Source organism: Luteimonas wenzhouensis, assembly GCF_007859305.1.
GTDB classification, from domain to species: domain Bacteria; phylum Pseudomonadota; class Gammaproteobacteria; order Xanthomonadales; family Xanthomonadaceae; genus Luteimonas; species Luteimonas wenzhouensis.
In genome coordinates, this window is sequence record NZ_VOHE01000002.1 from 192,787 (window position 1) to 211,930 (window position 19,144).

Annotated in this window: 15 protein-coding genes; 6 read left to right on the forward strand and 9 right to left on the reverse strand. The window is 72.3% G+C overall.

Going from position 1 to position 19,144, the window contains the following annotated elements; all coding sequences use genetic code 11:
* Positions 1 to 123: 123 nt before the first annotated feature.
* Genes FQY79_RS04315 through FQY79_RS04325 form a run of 3 tightly spaced genes read right to left on the reverse strand, consistent with a single transcriptional unit; the run spans position 124 to position 3,512 of the window.
* Positions 124 to 1,182: an arabinan endo-1,5-alpha-L-arabinosidase gene (locus tag FQY79_RS04315; protein ID WP_222434243.1), complete on the reverse strand. Its 1,059-nt coding sequence runs from the start codon at positions 1,180 to 1,182 to the stop codon at positions 124 to 126.
* The gene (locus FQY79_RS04320) at positions 1,179 to 2,144 is read right to left on the reverse strand and encodes a glycoside hydrolase family 43 protein (RefSeq protein ID WP_146311154.1); all 966 of its coding nucleotides are present in this window, start codon (positions 2,142 to 2,144) and stop codon (positions 1,179 to 1,181) included. Before FQY79_RS04320 ends, FQY79_RS04315 begins: the two co-directional genes overlap by 4 nt.
* Positions 2,145 to 2,162: 18 nt before the next feature.
* A complete protein-coding gene (locus FQY79_RS04325) occupies positions 2,163 to 3,512 on the reverse strand; it encodes an MFS transporter (RefSeq protein ID WP_146311156.1) in 1,350 nt (449 codons plus the stop codon).
* A 148-nt stretch (positions 3,513 to 3,660) separates the two neighbouring features.
* Between FQY79_RS04325 and FQY79_RS04330 the strand changes: the two genes are divergently transcribed.
* From FQY79_RS04330 to FQY79_RS04340, 3 genes are all read left to right on the forward strand, one after another.
* The gene (locus FQY79_RS04330) at positions 3,661 to 4,665 is read left to right on the forward strand and encodes a LysR family transcriptional regulator (RefSeq protein ID WP_146311158.1); all 1,005 of its coding nucleotides are present in this window, start codon (positions 3,661 to 3,663) and stop codon (positions 4,663 to 4,665) included.
* 145 nt (positions 4,666 to 4,810) lie between these two features.
* The gene (locus FQY79_RS04335; protein WP_146311160.1) at positions 4,811 to 6,538 is read left to right on the forward strand and encodes an IlvD/Edd family dehydratase; all 1,728 of its coding nucleotides are present in this window, start codon (positions 4,811 to 4,813) and stop codon (positions 6,536 to 6,538) included.
* 152 nt (positions 6,539 to 6,690) lie between these two features.
* Positions 6,691 to 8,997, forward strand: a complete 2,307-nt coding sequence (locus FQY79_RS04340) for a glycoside hydrolase family 127 protein (protein WP_246122997.1) — start codon at positions 6,691 to 6,693, stop codon at positions 8,995 to 8,997.
* 18 nt (positions 8,998 to 9,015) lie between these two features.
* Here the strand turns inward: FQY79_RS04340 and hutG are convergent, their stop codons facing one another.
* Positions 9,016 to 9,792: an N-formylglutamate deformylase gene (gene hutG / locus FQY79_RS04345; RefSeq protein WP_146311162.1), complete on the reverse strand. Its 777-nt coding sequence runs from the start codon at positions 9,790 to 9,792 to the stop codon at positions 9,016 to 9,018.
* A 155-nt stretch (positions 9,793 to 9,947) separates the two neighbouring features.
* Here hutG and FQY79_RS04350 point away from each other — a divergent pair, with 155 nt between their 5' ends.
* Positions 9,948 to 10,934 carry a glycoside hydrolase family 43 protein gene (locus FQY79_RS04350; RefSeq protein WP_146311164.1) on the forward strand — a complete coding sequence of 329 codons (987 nt, stop codon included), beginning with the start codon at positions 9,948 to 9,950 and terminating at the stop codon, positions 10,932 to 10,934.
* Between the two features lie 71 nt (positions 10,935 to 11,005).
* Here the strand turns inward: FQY79_RS04350 and gorA are convergent, their stop codons facing one another.
* The 5 genes from gorA to FQY79_RS04375 all read right to left on the reverse strand — a co-directional run bounded on the left by gorA (position 11,006) and on the right by FQY79_RS04375 (position 17,467).
* Positions 11,006 to 12,370: a glutathione-disulfide reductase gene (gene gorA / locus FQY79_RS04355; protein ID WP_146311166.1), complete on the reverse strand. Its 1,365-nt coding sequence runs from the start codon at positions 12,368 to 12,370 to the stop codon at positions 11,006 to 11,008.
* Complete coding sequence (locus FQY79_RS04360) at positions 12,367 to 13,623, reverse strand: NAD(P)/FAD-dependent oxidoreductase (protein ID WP_146311168.1); 1,257 nt, start codon at positions 13,621 to 13,623, stop codon at positions 12,367 to 12,369. The genes gorA and FQY79_RS04360 overlap by 4 nt, the downstream gene beginning before the upstream one ends.
* Positions 13,624 to 13,708: 85 nt before the next feature.
* Positions 13,709 to 14,962, reverse strand: a complete 1,254-nt coding sequence (locus FQY79_RS04365) for a DUF418 domain-containing protein (RefSeq protein WP_146311171.1) — start codon at positions 14,960 to 14,962, stop codon at positions 13,709 to 13,711.
* The gene (locus FQY79_RS04370; RefSeq protein WP_146311173.1) at positions 14,962 to 16,920 is read right to left on the reverse strand and encodes a serine hydrolase domain-containing protein; all 1,959 of its coding nucleotides are present in this window, start codon (positions 16,918 to 16,920) and stop codon (positions 14,962 to 14,964) included. Before FQY79_RS04370 ends, FQY79_RS04365 begins: the two co-directional genes overlap by 1 nt.
* A 64-nt stretch (positions 16,921 to 16,984) precedes the next feature.
* Positions 16,985 to 17,467, reverse strand: a complete 483-nt coding sequence (locus FQY79_RS04375; protein ID WP_146311175.1) for an FKBP-type peptidyl-prolyl cis-trans isomerase — start codon at positions 17,465 to 17,467, stop codon at positions 16,985 to 16,987.
* A gap of 57 nt (positions 17,468 to 17,524) precedes the next feature.
* Here FQY79_RS04375 and FQY79_RS04380 point away from each other — a divergent pair, with 57 nt between their 5' ends.
* Both FQY79_RS04380 and FQY79_RS04385 read left to right on the forward strand, forming a co-directional pair.
* The gene (locus FQY79_RS04380) at positions 17,525 to 18,136 is read left to right on the forward strand and encodes a C40 family peptidase (protein WP_425463177.1); all 612 of its coding nucleotides are present in this window, start codon (positions 17,525 to 17,527) and stop codon (positions 18,134 to 18,136) included.
* Positions 18,137 to 18,516: 380 nt separating this feature from the next.
* The gene (locus FQY79_RS04385) at positions 18,517 to 19,044 is read left to right on the forward strand and encodes a C40 family peptidase (protein ID WP_186759774.1); all 528 of its coding nucleotides are present in this window, start codon (positions 18,517 to 18,519) and stop codon (positions 19,042 to 19,044) included.
* The last annotated feature ends 100 nt before the right edge of the window (positions 19,045 to 19,144 follow it).

Genomic DNA, 19,144 nt, shown 5'->3' on the forward strand with positions numbered 1-19,144 from the left:
CGGACAGCCTGGCGGGAACGCGCCCGGCGCGATCGGCGTCGACCGGGCTGCACCGGATCATACGCCTTCCATGCGGACGGCCAGATCGCGGCCGGTCGACACGCACGTGCCCCGGAACGGCCGCTACCTGTCCAGCCCCGACTGGTCCACCACCGGCCAACCCTCGGCATCCCAGGCGAGCGGCAGCACCTTGAGCTTGGGCCGTCCGCCGTCCCCGGTATCGTAGGCGTGGAAGACCAGCCAGTCCCGGCCGTCGAAGGTGTAGGCGCTGTTGTGCCCAGGGCCGGGCCAGCGGGCGGTGCCGCGCAGGACTTCGGTGGCGCCGCCCTGGTCCATGCGCCGGCCGTCGCGGTCGAGGTAGGGACCGGCGAGGGTGCGCGAGCGGCCGACCATGATCCGGTAGTCGCTCTTCGCGCCACGGCAGCAGTGGTCGTACGAGACGAACAGGTAGTACCAGCCGTCGCGCCTGAACACGAACGGGGCCTCGACCGCGCCGGGTCCGGGGTCGGCGTCGTCGAGCAGGGCCGGACGCTCGCGCCTGGCCAGCGTGTGCCAGACCTGGGGCTCGGCGAGGCCGAGCCGGTCCTCGCGCAGCTTCACCAGCTTCAGCCCGCCCCAGAACGAACCGAACGCCAGCCATGGCGCGCCGTCGTCGTCCTCGACGAGGTTGGCGTCGATGGCGTTCCACAGGTCCCGGTGCGGGACCGAGCGCAGGACGATGCCATGGTCCACCCAACGGTAGCCGGGATCGGCCGGGTCGAGCGTGGTGTTGGTGGCGACGCCGATCGCCGAGGCGTTGCTGCCGCCGCTGGAGATCGAGTAGTACAGGTACCAGGTCCCGTCGTGGAAGGAGATGTCGGGTGCCCAGACATGGCCGTTGAACCTCGGCACGATGTCGTAGGCCCAGGCGGGGATCTCCGGGAACACCGGCGTCTCGGCCTTCCACGTCTCCATGTCGCGCGAGCTGTAGACGGTGATGCCCGGGCCGGTGACGAACAGGTACCAGGTGTCGCCCTGGCGGGCCATCACCGGGTCGTGGGCCAGCACGTCGGCCCAGTAGCCCTCGCGCGGCGCCGCCACTGGCGGGCTTTCCATCATGTCGTCGTTGTTCGGCGGCTGCTGCGCGAGCACGGGGCACGCCAGCACGACGGCGAACGCGATCGCGAGCCAGCGCGCGCTCACGACGACGCCTCCGGGATCTCCGCCTCGCGCAGCGGCCGGCCGAACACCGGCATCCCGTCGGCATCCCACTGCAGGGGCTGGATGCAGGTGTGGCGGTCGGGATTCCACAGCGGATCGCCCTCGATGCGGGTGTAGTTGCGGGCGTGGTAGACCAGCAGGTCCGTGCGGCCGTCGGGCGCCAGGACGAAGCTGTTGTGGCCCGGGCCGAATACCTCCCGCGCGGGATCGGACACGAACACGGGCGTGGGCGACTTGTGCCAGCTGGCCGGATCCAGCAGGTCCGCGCCCCCGTCCGCCCACAGCAGGCCCATCGCGTAGCGCTCGTCGGTGGCGCTGGCCGAGTAGCTCACGAACACGCGCCCGTGGCGCACCAGCACGGACGGCCCCTCGTTGACCATGAAGCCCTGCACCTCCCAGTCGAACTCCGGCCTGCTGAGCATCACCGGGGCGCCTTCGACATGCAGCCCGTCGCGCAGCGGCGCCAGGTACAGGTTCGAATTGCCGGGGATGTCCGGATGCTTCTGCGCCCACAGGTAGTAGCGCACGCCGCGGTGTTCGAAGCTGGTGGCGTCGAGGCAGAACGCGTCGATCCCGCTGTCCACCTGCCCGGCGAACGTCCACTCGCCCGACATCGGGTCGGCATCGGTGCAGCGCAGCGCGTACATGCGGTGCTGGAACAGCCCGTCCCTGGTGTCGCGCGACGGGGCCGCGGCGAAGTAGACGAACCAGGTTCCGTCGATGCGGTGCAGCTCCGGGGCCCAGACCAGCGAACTCGCCGGTCCACCGGGCGGCGGCGTCCAGAGCACCCGCTCCGGCGCGGAGGCCAGCCCGTCGAGGGTGCGCGAGCGGCGCAGCACCACGCGGTCGTACTCGGGGACGGACGCGGTGAAATGGTAGTGGCCGTCGTGCAGCGAGACGTGCGGGTCGGCGCGGTTGGGGATGAAGGGGTTCGTGATCCGCATGCGGGAACCATCCAGTGCTCAGGGGGCCGGCGCGTCGACCAGGATCCTGCGCTTGATCTCCTGGTAGTAGCCGTCGGTGATCCGGTAGAAGAACATCACCCCGCCCATCAGCGCATGGAACACGCCCGGGATCAGGGTCAGCATGAGCGCGATGCCGTTGAGCGCGGTCTCGCTCTGCGGCTGGTCGGGCACGTAGCCGAAGCCCGCGAGCAGCATGCCGACGATCGCCCCCGCCAGGCCCATCCCGGCCTTCTGGCAGAACGAGATGCCGCCCATCGCCAGCCCGGCCACGCGGGTGCCCGCCCTGGCGTGGCCGTAGTCCACCGACTCCACCACCGCGGACCAGAACACCGGCGCGTGCAGGTCGACCACGAAGCAGATGAGGAAATAGAACACGAAGGCCAGGGCGACGTCGCCGGGGCCCACCAGCAGGTACATCGCCAGGCTGAGCACGCCCACCAGCAGCTGCGTCCAGCGGAACATCGCCACCTTGCACCAGCGCTTGGTGATCCAGGTCGAGGCGACCATGGCCAGGATCGCGGCGACCACGCCGGTCGCGAGGAAGGCCGAGAGCAGCCGGGCGTCGCCGCCCAGGTAGTACTTGGCGTAGTAGGCCGCGACCGAGCCGCGCACCACGTAGCCAACGGTGCCGATCACGCACACCGCGCACAGCAGCAGCCACTGGTCGTTGCGCAGCAGCAGCCGGGCCTGCTGCAGCAGCGGCGTGCGCTCGACCTGGTGGCGGACGCGTTCGGTGGTGGTGAAGAAGCAGAACAGGAACAGGACCGCCGCCATCAGCCCCATCAGCCCCATCGCCCAGCGGTAGCCCTCGGCCAGCTGCCCCTGGCCCCAGCGCTCGGCCAGCAGCGGGACCAGGATCGTCACCAGGAAAGCGGCGACCTTGGCGAAGAACAGCCGGTAGCCGTTGGCCGACAGCCGTTCCTTCGGGTCGGCGGTGAGCACGCCGATCAGCGAGATGTAGGGAATGGTGACGATGGTGAAGAACAGCGTCACCAGCAGGTAGGTGGCGTAGGCCCAGGCCAGCTTCGCGCCGTAGGCGGCGTCGGGCGTGGTGAAGGTCAGGAACACCGAAATGCCGAACGGCAGCGCGAACACCAGGAAGTACGGCCGGTAGCGGCCCCAGCGGGTCTCGATGCGGTCGGTCAGCAGGCCCATCAGCGGATCGGTGACCGCGTCGAACAGGCGCACCACGACCAGCAGCAGGGCGACGTCGGCCGGGCGCAGGCCGTACACGTCGGTGTAGAAGAACGTGATGATCAGCATCATCGAGGAGATCACCACGTTCACCGCCATGTCGCCGGCGCCGAACCCGATCTTCTCCAGTACCGACAGCTTGTGGTCCTGCATCGCCCCTCCCGAGGGTGCCGCGGCCGGTCGGGGCGCGGTCGGCCCGGGCCGCGTCTGCGCGCGGTTCCGGACGGAACCATTCTGGCCACGCGGAGGGATATGCAACAAATAGGAAAATCGTGATAATCGATTGCAATGACGATATAGGATGCCTGCCGTGCCCAGTCCGCCCTGGTTCGTCCGCGCCCGCGTCAAGACCCGCCAGCTGATGCTGCTGATCGCGATCGAGGAGCACGGCAACATCCACCGCGCCGCCGAGTCGCTGAACATGTCGCAGCCGGCCGCCTCCAAGCTGCTCAAGGACCTCGAGGACCTGATCGGGGTGCAGCTGTTCGAACGCCTGCCGCGGGGCATGCGCGCGACCTGGTACGGCGAGAGCCTGATCCGCCACGCGCGCATCGCCCTGGCCAGCCTCGGCGAGGCCGGCGCCGAGATCGAGGCGCTGCGCGCCGGCCACGCCGGCAACGTCTCGGTGGGCGCGATCTCCGGCCCGGCCATGACCCTGCTGCCGCCGGTGCTGGCGGCGCTCAACCGCGAACACCCGGACCTGCGCGTGTCGGTGTCGATCGAGAGCAGCGACGTGCTGCTCGAGCAGCTGGCGCAGAACCGCATCGACCTGATGATCGGGCGCCTGTTCCCGCGCCATGACAAGCGCAACCTGCACTACGAGGCGATCTCGGAAGAGGAGGTCTGCGCGATCTGCCGCCCCGGCCATCCCATGCTCGCCGACGGCACGCCGTCCCTGGCCGACCTGGCGGCCCTGCCCTGGGTGCTGCCGCCCGAGGGCAGCGTGCTGCGCCACCGCTTCGAGCTCATGTTCCAGAACGCGGGCCTGGAGGTGCCGCGGCGGGTGATCGCCACCGCGGCCCTGGTGCTGGTGCCGCGGCTGCTCGAGGACGGCGACCACCTGGCGGTGGTGCCGGTGGACGTGGCCCGCCACTACGCGCGCCACGGCGCGGTCCGGATCCTGCCGGTGGACCTGTCCTGCGGCATGGACTCGTTCGGCTTCATTACCCGCACCGACTGGCTGCTCTCGCCCGGCGCACGGACGGTGCTGGCGGCGCTGAAGTCGGCAGCCGCGGACATCTACCCTGCACCGCGGCCGTCGCGGCCCGCCGCGGGACGGCGCCGCCGGGAACCGGCCGACGCATAACAACCCGCATATCGATATCGGGAGAATTGTTATTTTTCGGGCATGAGTACGCCCGGTAGGATCGCCGTGGAGCAGGTCGGGGCCGGTCCGGTCGGATCCGCCTCCGGCCATCCATCGTCCACGGGCAGGAAGGATCCCCGACCGCATGAGCGCCCCTCCCAGGAAACCGGGCCGTCGCAGCCAGCAGTGGTTTGGCCGCGACGGCAAGCAGGGCTTCTATTACCGCAGCTGGCTCAAGGGCATGGGTGTCCCGCACGAGATGTTCGACGGGCGCCCGGTGATCGGCATCTGCAACACCTGGTCGGAGCTCACGCCCTGCAACAGCTCCTTCCGCGAGCTGGCTGAGTACGTCAAGCGCGGCGTGTACGAGGCCGGCGGCTTCCCGCTCGAGTTCCCGGTGATGTCGCTGGGCGAGACCCAGATCCGCCCGACCGCGATGCTGTACCGCAACCTCGCGGCGATGGACGTGGAGGAATCGATCCGCGCCAACCCCATCGACGGCGTGGTGCTGCTGATGGGATGCGACAAGACCACGCCGGCGCTGCTGATGGGCGCGGCCAGCGTGGACCTGCCGACGATCGGGGTTTCGGGCGGCCCCTCGCTCTCGGGCAACTGGCGCGGCAAACCGGTGGGTTCGGGCACCGGCGTGATCGAGATGTCGGAGATGGTGCGCGCCGGCACCCTCAGCCAGGACGAGTTCAACGAGGCCGAGGCCTGCATGCAGCGTTCGAAGGGCAGCTGCATGACCATGGGCACCGCGTCGACGATGGCGTGCATGGTCGAGGCGCTGGGCATGTCGCTGCCGGAGAACGCGGCGATCCCGGCGGTGGACGCGCGCCGGTTCCGCCTCGCCCACCTGTCGGGCCGGCGCATCGTCGAGATGGTGCGCGAGGACCTGCGCATGTCGAAGGTACTCACCCGCAAGGCCTTCGCCAACGCGATCCGCGCCAACGCCGCGATCGGCGGCTCGACCAACGCGGTGATCCACCTGCTCGCCATCGCCGGCCGGCTGGGCGTGGACCTGAGTCTGGACGACTGGGACGCGATCGGCTCGCGGCTGCCCTGCCTGGTCAACCTCAAGCCATCGGGCCAGTACCTGATGGAGGACTTCTATTACGCCGGCGGCCTGCCCGCGGTGCTGCGCGAGATCGCCGCCCACCTCGACCTCGACGCGCCCACGGTCAACGGCCGCACCCTGGGCGAGAACATCGCCGACGCGCCGTGCTGGAACCGCGATGTGATCCGGCCGCTGGCCGAGCCGGTCCGGCCCGAGGCCGGCATCGCCGTGCTGCGCGGCAACCTCGCCCCCGACGGCGCGGTGATCAAGCCCTCGGCGGCCTCGCCGCACCTGCTGCGGCACCGCGGCCGCGCGGTGGTGTTCGAGGACATCGACGACTTCAAGCGCCGCATCGACGACGAGGCGCTCGAGGTCGATGCCGACAGCATCCTGGTGCTGAAGAACTGCGGCCCGCGCGGCTATCCGGGCATGGCCGAGGTCGGCAACATGCCGCTGCCGCCGAAACTGCTGCGCCAGGGCGTCACCGACCTGGTGCGGATCTCCGACGCGCGCATGAGCGGCACCGCGTACGGTACGGTGGTGCTGCACGTTTCGCCCGAAGCCGCCGCGGGCGGCCCGCTGGCGCTGGTGCGCGAGGGCGACGTGATCGAACTCGACGTGCCCGGCCGCCGCCTGCACCTGGAGGTGGACGAGGCCGAACTCGCGCGCCGGCGCGCGCAGTGGACGGCGCCGCCGCCGCCCGCGCGCGGCTGGGAGCGCCTCTACGTCCAGCACGTGCAGCAGGCCCACCTCGGCGCCGACCTCGACTTCCTGGTCGGCGGCAGCGGCGACGGAGTCGCCGGCGACTCGCATTGAAGCGGCGACGGGCGATGGGCGGCGGCACGCGGTACGCAACGCCCGACGCGGCGCCCTCGCCTACCCGGCGCGGCTTCCTCCAGGCCCTGGGCACCGCTGCGGTGGCGCCTCTCCTCCCGGCCGCCGCGGCGGCCCCGGGGCATCCTCGCCCCATGCCCGCGATCGGCCTGGCGGACGTGCGGCTGGGGCCGGGCCCGTTCGCGGATGCCCAGGTGCGCAACCTGCGCTACCTGGCCGCGCTCGAGGTCGAACGCCTGCTGGCGCCGTACCGGATCGAGGCCGGCCTGGCGCCGCGCGCGGAGAAGTACCCGAACTGGGAATCGATGGGGCTGGACGGGCACACCGCCGGCCACGTGCTGTCCGCGCTGGCCTCGCTGGCCGCGCAGGGCGAACCGCTGGCGGGCGAACGCATCGACGCGATGCTCGCCGGACTGGCCGAATGCCAGCAGGCCAACGGCGATGGCTACCTCGGCGGCGTGCCGGGCGGTCGCCGGCTCTGGACGCGCATCGCCAGCGGCGAGTTCAAGGCCGAGGCGTTCTCGCTCGACGGCGCCTGGGTGCCGTTCTACAACCTGCACAAGATGTACGCCGGCCTGCGCGACGCCTGGCTGCTCGCCGGCCGCCGCGACGCGCGCGACATGCTGCTGCGCTTCGCCGACTGGTGCGAGGCACTGGTCGCCCACGTCGACGACGCCACCCTGCAGCGCATCCTCGATACCGAGCACGGCGGCATGAACGAGGTGCTGGCCGACTGCTTCGCGATCAGCGGCGAACGCCGCTACCTGCGCCTGGCGCGCCGCTTCAGCCACCGCGCCCTGCTCGAGCCGCTGCTGCGCCGCGAAGACCGCCTCGACGGCCTGCACGCCAACACCCAGATCCCGAAGGTGATCGGCTTCGCCCGCATCGGCGAGCTCGACGGCGACCAGGCCTGGATCGATGCCGCGCGCTTCTTCTGGGAAACCGTGGCCCTGCGCCGCAGCGTCGCCTTCGGCGGCAACAGCGTGCGCGAGCACTTCCACCCGGTCGACGACGCCTCGACCCTGCTGGCCTCGCGCGAGGGTCCGGAGACCTGCAACAGCTACAACATGCTGCGCCTGACCGCGCTGTTGCACCGGCTCGATCCGCAGCCGCGCTACGCCGACTTCTACGAGCGGGTGCTGTACAACCACATCCTGTCCACCCAGCATCCCGGGCACGGCGGGCTGGTGTACTTCACCCCGGTCCGGCCGCGCCACTACCGGGTCTATTCGCAGCCGACGCAGTGCTTCTGGTGCTGCGTGGGCAGCGGGCTGGAGAACCACGCCCGCCACGGCGCCTTCGCCTGCTCCCACGACGGCGAGACGTTGTCGGTGAACCTGTACATGCCGGCGCACGTCCACTGGCGCGAGCGTGGCGTGCGCCTGGAACAGCGCACGCGCTTCCCCGACGAGCCACGCACGCGGCTGGAACTCGCGCTGGACGCGCCCCGCGCGTTCACCCTGCGCCTGCGGCATCCGGCCTGGCTCGAGGGGCCGCTGCAGGTGCGGATCAACGGCCGGCCCCGGCCGCTGGCCTCCGCGCCCGGGCAGTGGGCCGACATCGCGCGCACCTGGTCGGACGGCGACCGGGTGGAGGTGGAGCTGCCCATGCACACGCGGGTCGAGCCGCTGTTCGCCGACCACGACTGGGTGGCGCTGATGCACGGCCCGCTGCTGCTGGCGGCGCGCACCGGCGAGGAGGACCTCGAGGGCCTCGTCGCCGACGACGGCCGCGGCAGCCATATCGCGCCCGGCCCGTACCTGCCGATGGACGGCGCGCCGATGCTGGTGGGCGCGCGCGACGCGCTGGCCTCGCACGTGCGGCCCGTGCCCGGCGCCCCGCCGCTGACGTTCGAGGCCGATGCGCTGCTGCGCCCGGCAAGCGCCCGCGGCCTGCGGCTGGAGCCCTTCTTCCGCATCCACGACGCGCGCTACGCGTGCTACTGGCGGACCACGACCGAGGCCGGCTATCCGGCGGTGCTGGCGGCGTTCGAGGCCGCCGAGCGCGAGCGCCAGGCGCTGGAGGCGCGCACCCTCGACCGGGTGCAACCGGGCGAGCAGCAGCCGGAGATCGAGCACGGGTACGCCGGCGAGGAATCGGCCACCGGCCAGCTGCTCGGGCGGCGCTGGCGCGACGCGCGCGGCTGGTTCGGCTACCGGCTGGCGCCGCGGCGCGACGCTTCCGCGCCGCCGCGGGCGCTGATGCTGGTGCTGTTCGGCGGCGACTGGAACGTGGCCATGGACGTGGAGGCCGGCGGCGAGGTGGTCGAACGCATCGTCTTCGAAGGCGGTGGCCGCGACGACTTCGACACCCGGCTCATCCCCCTGCCCCAGGCGCTCGCCGCGCGCGCCGGCGCCGAGGGTCTCGAGCTGCGCTTCATCGCCCGCGACGGACGCCGCACCCCGCGCGTGTTCGAAGTGCGGCTGTTGTCGGGCGAGTGATCCGTGGCGGGCGCGCCCTCAGCCCAGCGCGGCTTCGAGCAGCCGTCGGATCACCGCCTGCGCCCGCGTCGCCTTCGCCTCATCGTAGGCGAAGCTGTCCTCGTCCATGTAGATGCGCTGGCTGATCTCCAGCTGCACGGCCTCGATGCCGCGCGCGGGATCGGCGTAGTGGCGGGTGATGTAGCCGCCCTTGAAGCGGCCGTTGTGGACCCAGTCGTAGCCGTCCTGCGCGGCAAGCACCGCTTCCAGCCGCGCGCGCAGTTCCGGCGAGGCGCTGGCGCCGCCGGCGGTGCCGAGGTTGAGGTCGGGCAACCGGCCCTCGAACAGGAACGGCAGCTCGCCGCGGATCGAGTGGCCCTCCCACAGCACCAGGCGGCCGTGCGCGGCGCGCAGGCGCGCCAGTTCGCCGCGCAGCGCCTCGTGGTAGGGGCGCCAGTAGCGCTCCACCCGCGCGCGCACCTCGGTTTCGTCGGGCGCCTGGCCCTCGAGGTAGACCGGCTCTCCGGAGAAGCGCACGACCGGGCACAGCCCCGTCGTGTTCTGGCCCGGATACAGCGAGACATCGTCCTCGCCGCGGTTGAGGTCGATCACGTAGCGCGAGAAGCGCGGCACCAGCACCGAGGCGCCCAGCTCGCGCGCGAACGCGTACAGGCGCGCGATGTGCCAGTCGGTATCGGGCACGCGCCGCGCCTGCGGCGTCAGCCGCGCGGCGATGTCGTCGGGTACGAGGGTGCCGTCGTGCGGCAGGCTCACCAGCAATGGCGCCGTGCCGCGATGCAGGGTGAAGATTTCCATGGCCGGGATTGTACGGTCCCGCGACCGCACCCGGCCCGTGTCCCGCCCGCCACTTCCGTCCGCGGCCGTCGCCATCCCCGCGCCGCGCATGCCTTCCCCCTGCCGTCCCCTTCCCCGCATCCCGTGCCCGGATGCGCACCGCAAAGGATCCGCCGATGAAACGCCTGCTGCCGACCGCCTGCCTCCTGCTGGCCGCCTGCGCCAACGCCGGCCCCGCGCCCCATGGCGCCCCCAATCCGCTGATCACCGATCGCCATACCGCCGACCCGGCGCCGCTGGTCGTCGGCGACACACTCTACCTCTACGTCGGCCACGACATGGCGCGCGGCGAGGAGATGTTCAACATCGTCGAGTGGCGGGTGTACTCGACCACCGACATGGCGAGCTGGACCGACCACGGCCCGGTCATGAAGCCGACCGACTTCCAGTGGGCCAGCCGCGATGCCTGGGCCTCGCAGGCGATCGAAAGGGACGGCAAGTTCTACTTCTACGCCACGGTCGAGCACGACCGGACCCGGCCGGGCAAGGCGATCGGCGTGGCGGTGTCCGACAGCCCGACCGGGCCCTTCGTCGATGCGCGCGGCACCGCGCTGGTCAGCAACGACATGACGCCGCAGGGGCCGCACACCTGGGACGACATCGACCCGACCGTCTTCATCGACGACGACGGCACCGCCTGGCTGATGTGGGGCAACGCCAACTTCTACTACGCGCGCCTGAAGCCCGACATGGTCGAACTCGACGGCCCGATCCTGCAGGCCGAACTGCCCAAGTACGAGGAAGGCCCATGGGTGCACAAGCGCGGCGACACCTACTACCTGACCTACGCCTCACGGGACCCGTCGCTGTCGGAGGATGAGCTGGTGTCCTATGCCACCGCGCCCTCCATCACCGGGCCGTGGACCTATCGCGGCGAGATCAGCGGCCCGGCGGAGAACAGCTTCACGATCCACCCGGGGATCGTGGAGTTCAAGGGCCAGTGGTACTTCTTCTACCACAACGGCGTGCTGACGGTCGGCGACCATGCCGGCGGGCTCGGTCGCCGCGCGGTGGCGGTCGAGCACCTGTACTACGACGCCGACGGCGGCATCGTCCCGATCGAGCACACCCGCGAGGGCGTGTCCGCGCCGCGCAAGCCCTGAGTCCCTGCCTGCGCACGGAGGCGATGCGCGCCGTCGCGCATTGCGTGATGGCGCGCGCCCCGCCGCAGCGCTCAGCGCATCAGCACCACTTCCTCGGCGCTGGTCGGATGGATCGCGACCGTGTCGTGGAGGTCGTCCAGGGTGATGCCCCGCTTCAGCGCCACCGCGAAGCCCTGCAGGATCTCGTCCGCCCCCTCGCCCAGCAGGTGGATGCCCGCCACGCGGCGTTCGTCGCCCACGCACACCAGCTTGAACAGGCTGTGGCGCGGCCGGTCGACCAGGGCCTGGCGCATCGGCCGGAACAGGCTGCGATACACGTGCACCGCGGCGTCGCCGTGGCGCTCGCGGGCCTGGGCCTCGGTCAGGCCGACCGCGGCCAGCGGCGGATGCGAGAACACCACGGTCGGCACGTCGTCGTAGTCCAGCCGCGCATCGTCGCGACCGCCGAACACGCGGTCCATCGCACGACGCGCCGCGGAGATCGCCACCGGGGTGAGCATCGCGCGGCCGGTGACATCGCCCACGGCAGCGATGTGCGGCACGCTGCTGCGCTGGAAGGCATCGACGACGACGTGGCCCTTGCGGTCCAGCTCCACCCCGGCCCGCTCCAGGCCGATGCCGGACGTGTTCGGCTCGCGGCCCACGGCGAGGATCACGTGCGCATAGGTACCGGACACCTCGCCGGCGTGGTCGCGCAGCCGCAGCGCGCCCGGCCCGCCCTCGATCGCCGCCAGTTCCCGGCCCAGGTGCAGGCCGATGCCCTGCTGGCGGTAGTCCTCCTGCAGCCGCTCCACCAGTTCCGCGTCCGACTGTCCAAGCAGCCGTTCGCCGCGCGCGAGGACGTCCACCCGGCAACCGAGCGCCTGCAGCACGCCGGCCAGTTCCACCGCGATGTAGCCGCCGCCGACCAGCGCCACGTGGCCCGGCGGCGCGTGGAAGGCGAAGAAGTCGTCCGACACGCCGGCAAGCCCCGCGCCCGGGACGTCCAGCCGCCGCGGCCGCGAGCCGGTGGCCAGCAGCAGGTGCCGTCCGCGCAGACGGTTGCCGTCCTCGCACGCCACCGTGTGCGCATCGACCAGCTGCCCGCGCGAGGGCACCAGCACGATCCCCGCCTCGTCCAGGCGGCGCCGGTAGCTGTCATGGATGCCGTGGATGTAGCGCTGCCGGGCGGCGACCAGGGTCGGCCAGTCGAGCGCGGGCGTGTCCGGCACGTCGAACCCCAGTTGCGCGGCCACCGCGACGTCGCCGGCCAGGCCGGCCGCCAGCCACATCGCCTTCTTCGGCACGCAACCGACGTTGACGCAGGTGCCGCCCAGCTCGCCCGGCTCCAGCAGCGCCACCCGCGCGCCGTGCCCGGCGGCGCGGAAGGCACCGGCCAGGCCGCCGCTGCCGCCGCCCAGCACCACGAGGTCGAAATCGAAAGCAGGCTGGCTCATGCGAAACGCTCCGGCGAATACGGGACGGGATCGAGGTGCGGCACCTGCCCCGTCACCAGTTCCGCCAGCAGGCGCCCGGTGGCCGGGCTCATGCTCACGCCGAGCATGCCGTGGCCGGTCGCCAGCCAAAGATGCCGGTGTCCGGGTGCACGGCCGATGATGGGCAGGTCGTCCCAGCACAGCGGGCGCCAGCCATACCATTCCTCGCGCTTCACCGGCCCGACCGGCTCGTGCAGGTACTCGGCCGCGCCGCGCTCGAGCGCAAGGAGGCGGCGGCGGTTGAGGCTGGCGTCGTGGCCGCAGAACTCCATCGTGCTGCCGAGGCGGAAGCCGTCCTCCCAGACCGTGACGCAGATCTTGCGTTCGTACAGCGTCAGCGGCCGGCGCGGCACCCGCGACGGCCGCGCGTAGGTGATCGAGTAGCCCTTGCCCGGCTGCATCGCTCCGCGCAGCCAGCCCAGGCCCAGCGAGCGCGCAAGCAGCGGCGACCATGCGCCGGTGGCCAGCACGACGTCGCGTGCACGGCGCTCGCCCAGCGAGGTGGCCACGCGCACGCCATCGGCCAGGGCCTCGGCCCCGCTCGCCTCGCACCCGGTCTCGACCACGCCCCCGGCCGCCACCACCGCCCGCGCCAGTTCCGCCACGTAGCGGTCCGGCCGCAGCTGCGCGTCGCCCGGGAAGTGCACCGCGCCGGCAACGCCTTCGCGCAGCGCCGGTTCGCCGGCGAGGTACTCGCGGCCGTCGAGCAGCCGCGACGCGATGCCCATCTCTTGAAGCGCCGGCAGCAGGCGCGCGTATGCCTCCAGCTGCGCGGCATCGCGGAACACGCAATCGGCGCCGGGCTCGGCGAATTCGCAGTGGAGACCATGGTCGGCGATCCATGCGGGGAACGCCTCGCGCGACGCCTGGAGGATGGCCGCGCGCGGGCGCGCCGACGCCGCCCAGTCGCGCGGGTTGCAGCGCGCGGCGAAGCGCAGCAGCCAGCGCCACAGCGACGGATCCAGCCGCGGGCGCACGTAGAACGGCGCATCGGGCGTGAACATCCAGCGCAAGGCCTGGGCCACCATGCCCGGCGCATGCAGCGGCCCCGCGTGGCTGGGCGTGAGCGTGCCGCAGTTGCCGTGCGAACTGCCGCCGCCCACGCGCCCGGCATCGATCACGCGCACGCCGCGGCCGCGTTCGAGCAGGCACAGCGCGCTCGCCAGCCCGGAGACGCCTGCCCCGATCACGAGGATATCGCTGCGTTCGCCCATCCGCGCAGTGTAAACGCGGTACTGCGACGCCTCGGATGGTTTCAATGCGCAGTTTTTTTTCGGCACGGGTTCCAACGCGCGGGTTTCAGCGCACGCGCATCGGCGGCGCGGAGCCATAGCTGATCCAGCGCCACAACCATTCCATCGGGCCGAAGCGGAAGCGTGCGAGCCACCAGTGGCTCGCGAGCACCTGCAGCGCGAACACCACCAGCACCAGGCCGACCTGCCCCGCGCGCCCGACCTGCCCCCACAGGCCGAGCCCATACCCGTGGAACAGCAGCGCGGCCACCAGCGACTGGAGCAGATAGTGGGTCAATGCCATGCGCCCGGCCGGCGCCAGCCACCGCAGGATCCGCCCGGGCCCGGGCGCGCCGAACCCCAGCGCGAACAACGCCAGGTAGGCGAGCGCCAACGGCAAGCTGGCCAGGAACATCCACCCCATCGCGCGCATCATCGCCCCGGCCTCGCGCATCCCGTCGAAGCCGGTCCCGGCCGACAGCGCGAACGCGAGCAGCAACGCCCCCGGCGGCAGCGTCCAGGCCGCCAGCCGCGCAAACCAGCCCCGGTGCGCAGCCACGTCCTCGAACCGGCCGGTGCGGTACAGCCAGGCACCGAGCATGAACACGCCCAGGACCATCGGCAGCAGCACCACGAGCCCGGGAAGCGTGAGCGTGAGGAAGGCATGCGCGTTCTCGCGCACGGCCTGGGCCCAACTGCCACGGGAGAGTGCGGCGGCCGCGGCCGCCGCTCCGGCTTCGTACTCGGCGGCCATGTCGACGAACTCCTGCTGCAACCCCGGCTGCGCCAGGTCCAGCACCAGGCCGTACGCGGCCACGCCCGCCGCCATGCCCAGGTACAGCCCCGCCCCGAGCCAGGGCCAGCGGCGGCGCGGGATGCCGTCCAAGGCCACCAGCAGCAGACCTGCGATGGCGTAGGCATGCAGGATGTCGCCATTCCACAGCAGCAGGCCGTGGGCGAGCCCGAAGCCGAGCAGCGCCAGGCAGCGTCGCAGGTACACGCGCTGGAACGCGGGGCCGCCGTGGCGCCCGGACATCAGCGCGAATCCCATGCCGAACAGCAGCGAGAACAGCACCCAGAACTTGCCCTGCACCAGCACGTAGACGCCCAGCGCGGCGATGCGGTCGATTCCGGTCGCGGACGGGTCGAGGCCCTGGCCCATGTGCTGCGGCGGCCGGGTGAACCACTCGATGTTCATCAGGAAGATGCCCAGCAGGGCGAAGCCGCGCAGGGCATCGAGGACATGGATGCGCCGGCCCGCGTCGACCGGCGCCGGCACCGGCACCGGCGGGAGCGATGGCGGACCCGGCGGCGCGGCCATCACAGCTTCCAGCCGACCAGGTTCCATTGCCACAGCGCTGCCGCGGCCAGCAGCCATGCCAGGACCGCGGCCACGTGCCGCAGCCTGCGGCCGAGGCTCCAGCCGCGCGCGCCCCAGGCCGCACGCAGGTGCCAGAGGTCCACCGCCACCAGCACGAACAGCAGCGGCGCCGACCACAGCAGCGCCGTGAGCAGCGTGCCGGGATAGGCGTAGAACGCCGCGGCCGGGTCGCCCATGGTGCGCTGTGCGTACCACAGCAGGCCGCCGCAGAAGCCCAGCCAGGCCAGCGCCGACACCTGCATCCAGAACGCGGCGCTGCGCGCGGCGGGCCCGGCCGGGTCGCGCCGGCCACGACGCAGCCAGCCGCCAGCCAGCACCAGCAGCGAGGTCGCGCCGGCCAGCCCGATCGTCGGCAGCAGGTAGCGGGTGTCGCGCCAGGCCGGCACGCGCTCGTACGAGTCGTGCCCGGCGGCGTCGTGGAAGCCGGCGATGCGCCCGTCCGCGTCCTGGTGGAACACGATCCGCCCCGGCCCTTCCGCTTCCCGGAACACCAGGCCACCCTCCGCGATCCAGCGCCGCACATGGCCACCGCCGATGGCGAGCAGCACGCCCTCGCCGGCCGCCACCACCTGCAGCGGCGGCCCCGCCATCGCCTTCTCGGTGGTGCTCTCGTTGCGGCGCAGGCTGGCGTAGTGGCCGGCGAAGCGGGCCGCCTCCACGCCCGCCGCGGGGGGCGCCGGGGGCGCGGTGCGCGCCTGCGCGAAGTAGTGCTCCAGCACCCGCGTGGGCAGCTGCGAGGCCAGTGCGCGCCCCGAATCGCTGTTGGTCGAGACGAAGATGCCGACGCCCGCCTCCGGCGCCAGCACCATCATCGAATGGAACCAGTTGGTGGCGCCGGCGTGGGCAAGCACGCGCATCCGGCCGAGCCGCCAGTCGAAGAATCCATACGTGAAACCGCCCACCTCCGGTGCGTTGCGGAACAGCGCCGGCCCCAGCAGCCGCGCGTGCGCCGAGGGCGCGATCACTTCGACCCCGTCGAGCTCGCCACCGCGCAGGAGCATGCGCAGGTAGCGCCCCATGTCGTGCGCGGTGGACGAGGCGCTGCCGGCCGGCGCCACCTGGGCGATATGCTCGAACGCCTGCGGCGCGAAGCCGCCGCCCTCGCGGCGCAAGCCCTGCGCCCAGCGCCGGTCGAAGGCGGCGCCGGCCCGGCGCGGGTCGCCGGCGGCCAGCGGTTCGCGGAAGGTGGTCAGGCGCATGCCTGCCGGTTCGAACAGCCGCCGCTCGGCGAACGCCTCGAACGGCATCCCCGCCACCTGCGCCACCACCGCGCCCAGCAGCGCCAGCGAGTAGTTCGAGTACACCGCCACCGTGCCCGGCGGCCGTACCCGCCGCGGGCGGTGCAGGCGCAGGTAGTCCTCGAGCGGCAACACACGCCCGGGACGATCGACGAACAGGTGGCCCAGCGCCGAATCCTCGAACCCGGCGGTGTGGGTGAACAGGTGCCGCACCAGCACCGGCGGGTAGCCGTCGTCGGGCAGCCGCAGCGCGTCGGGCAGGTAGCTGTTGGCGGCGGCGTCCAGGTCCAGGCGGCCCTCGTCGACCAGCTGCAGGGCCAGCAGGCCGGTGAAGGTCTTGGACACCGAGCCGATCCGGAACAGGGTCGCGGAGGGATCGACCTCGCGCCGGGGCGACTGCGAGGCGATGCCGTAGCCGCGCAGCAGCAGCAGCCCCTCGCGGTCGACGACCGCCACCGTCACGCCCGCGACCCCGTCGCGCTGCATCGCGCCTTCCACCAGCCCGTCGACGTAGGCCGACAGGTCGGCGGGGTCGATCGCGCGCGGCCTGCCCGGCGCGGCTTCCCCGTCGCCGGACGGCGGCGGCTCGCGCGCCGGCAGCATGGCCGATGGACACAACGACAGCATGGCCGCGAACGCGGCCAGCAGCAGGCGCGGCATGGCTTCCCCCCGTTTGGCCCGGGGGATTACATCACATCAGGCACGGCCCGCGCGGGCCGCGGGATCAATGCTGGTGGCCGCCGTCGCCGTGGACGTGGCCGTGCTCGATCTCGACCGGATCGGCTTCGCGCACCTCGACGATCTCGATGTCGAAGTGCAGGTCCTTGCCGGCCATCGGGTGGTTGAGATCGACGTCGACCACGCTCAGGCCCACCTTCTGCACGGTCACCGCGCGCGGGCCGAAGTTGGTGTTGAGCACCACCTGCTGGCCCGGGGCCAGCTTCTGCGCGCCGAAGTGCTTCTTGGGCACGCGCTGGACCAGGCCCTCGCGGCGCTCGCCGTAGGCTTCGGCGGCGGGCACGTCGACGCTGAAGCTCTCGCCGGCCTCGCGCCCGTCCATCGCCTTCTCCAGGCCCGGGATGATGTTGCCGTGCCCGACCAGGATCGCCAGCGGCTGCCCGCCCTCCTTCGACGACTCCAGCGGTTCCTGGCCGACTTCGGAGACGGTGTAGTGGAAACGGACGACGCGGTCTTTCTCGATCTTCATGGCGCTCGCTCGCGCGGCGCGGGCCGCGACTTGTCTGGAAGGAACGGCCCGTGCAGGATGCAGCGCATGCGATCGAACCGCACCCGCCCCGCCACGGACGACGGAGCCGCGCATTATCCGGTCTCCACCACACCGGCGCCAACCCCGCGCCCGACCATCTGGGGCCTGACGGGCCTGCTCGCCCTGTTCGTCGTGCTGGCCGGCTGCGGTCGCGACCAGGTCCGCCCGGGCCCGCCGCCGGCCGCCACGCCGCCGGCGCGGGAGTGGCCGGTCGTGCCGCCCAGCGACCCGGCGGCGGCCAATGCCGTGCTCATGCGCGCCATCAGCCTGGTGGGCACGCCCTACCGCTACGGCGGCAACACCCCCGAGGGCGGCTTCGACTGCAGCGGGCTGGTGAACTACGTGTTCCGCGACATGCTCGACCTGCGCCTGCCCCGCACCTCGCGCGAGCTGGCCGCCTTCCAGGGCCCGAAGATCGAACCGCGCCAGCTTGCCCCGGCGGACCTGGTGTTCTTCGGCAACGGTTCGCAGGTCACCCACGTGGGCATCTACGTCGGCGAGGGCCGGTTCGTCCACGCCCCGAGCAGCGGCGGCACCGTGCGGCTGGACCATCTGGACGGCAGCTACTGGCGCCGCCACTACACCGGCGCCAAGCGGGTACTGCGCTGAGGACGCAGCGGCCGCCGGCGGACCATCCGGCGTTCAGCCAGCGGCCAATCGCCCTGCCCATGCGGGTCGCACGGCCGCCCGACGCACGGCCGGCGCATGGAATGTGAGCCGAATCACACGCTTGGACAGGTTTGTCTAACCGTGATTTAACATCACGCCGTCTTCACTCCGGCACACTGCGCCGCTGATCCGCAGCCCGTGAAGACCGCGTGACGTCCGCATCCCTTCCGTCCGCCCAGGCCCGCCTCCACCCCAAACGGCCCGGGGCCGGCCTGCGACTCTCCCTCCTGTGCGCCCTCGCGGCCCTGCTTCCCGTCCCCGCCCTCGCCGGTCCCGGCCTGGCCGCCGATTCGGCCGATGCCGTCGCCGCGCCCGCGTCCGTGACCCGCAACCTGATCGCCGATCCACTGCGCGGCGCCGAGCGCGACCTGCTGTTCGCCAGCGACGTCGACCAGCTGATCCAGGCGCGGGCGGCCGCCACCCCGGCCACCGCCAAGCGCGACGAGCCCGCCGAAGGCCCGGCCCAGACCCTGCTCAAGCGCGGCCTGGCCCTGCTCGGCACGCCCTATCGCTGGGGCGGCACCAGCCCGGAGGCGGGCTTCGACTGCAGCGGCCTGGTCGGCTACGTGTTCCGCACCGCGCTGGGCATCGAGCTGCCGCGCATCTCGCGCGACATGGCGCGCGACGGCGAGAAGGTCGAGCGCAGCTCCCTCGTCCCCGGCGACCTGGTGTTCTTCGGCCGCCGCGGCAAGCGCGTCGACCACGTCGGCATCTATATCGGCGACGGCCGTTTCCTGCACGCCCCGCGGACCGGCCGCGACGTGACCGTGTCCCAGCTCGATACCGGCTACTGGGCCCGCAGGTTCCTGCAGGCGCGGCGGGTGGCGCAGCTGGGCAGCGACAGCTGAGCGCCGGTGCCGGAAGCCCGAAAGGCCGCCGCAAGGCGGCCTTTTTCGTTGGGGGCGCGGCGGCCCGGTGCGGGTCGGGGGGTGCGCCGGCGCGGCCAAC

Bases quoted from the DNA above. Each gene is read 5' to 3' on its own strand.
- FQY79_RS04340 (WP_246122997.1), top strand. From the start codon at position 6,691: ATGCCCGCGATCGGCCTGGCGGACGTGCGGCTGGGGCCGGGCCCGTTC.
- hutG (WP_146311162.1), bottom strand. From the start codon at position 9,792: ATGGAAATCTTCACCCTGCATCGCGGCACGGCGCCATTGCTGGTGAGC.
- FQY79_RS04325 (WP_146311156.1), bottom strand. From the start codon at position 3,512: ATGCAGGACCACAAGCTGTCGGTACTGGAGAAGATCGGGTTCGGCGCC.
- FQY79_RS04330 (WP_146311158.1), top strand. From the start codon at position 3,661: ATGCCTGCCGTGCCCAGTCCGCCCTGGTTCGTCCGCGCCCGCGTCAAG.
- FQY79_RS04360 (WP_146311168.1), bottom strand. From the start codon at position 13,623: ATGGGCGAACGCAGCGATATCCTCGTGATCGGGGCAGGCGTCTCCGGG.
- FQY79_RS04365 (WP_146311171.1), bottom strand. From the start codon at position 14,962: ATGGCCGCGCCGCCGGGTCCGCCATCGCTCCCGCCGGTGCCGGTGCCG.
- FQY79_RS04380 (WP_425463177.1), top strand. From the start codon at position 17,525: ATGCAGCGCATGCGATCGAACCGCACCCGCCCCGCCACGGACGACGGA.
- gorA (WP_146311166.1), bottom strand. From the start codon at position 12,370: ATGAGCCAGCCTGCTTTCGATTTCGACCTCGTGGTGCTGGGCGGCGGC.
- FQY79_RS04370 (WP_146311173.1), bottom strand. From the start codon at position 16,920: ATGCCGCGCCTGCTGCTGGCCGCGTTCGCGGCCATGCTGTCGTTGTGT.
- FQY79_RS04375 (WP_146311175.1), bottom strand. From the start codon at position 17,467: ATGAAGATCGAGAAAGACCGCGTCGTCCGTTTCCACTACACCGTCTCC.
- FQY79_RS04350 (WP_146311164.1), top strand. From the start codon at position 9,948: ATGAAACGCCTGCTGCCGACCGCCTGCCTCCTGCTGGCCGCCTGCGCC.
- FQY79_RS04320 (WP_146311154.1), bottom strand. From the start codon at position 2,144: ATGCGGATCACGAACCCCTTCATCCCCAACCGCGCCGACCCGCACGTC.
- FQY79_RS04335 (WP_146311160.1), top strand. From the start codon at position 4,811: ATGAGCGCCCCTCCCAGGAAACCGGGCCGTCGCAGCCAGCAGTGGTTT.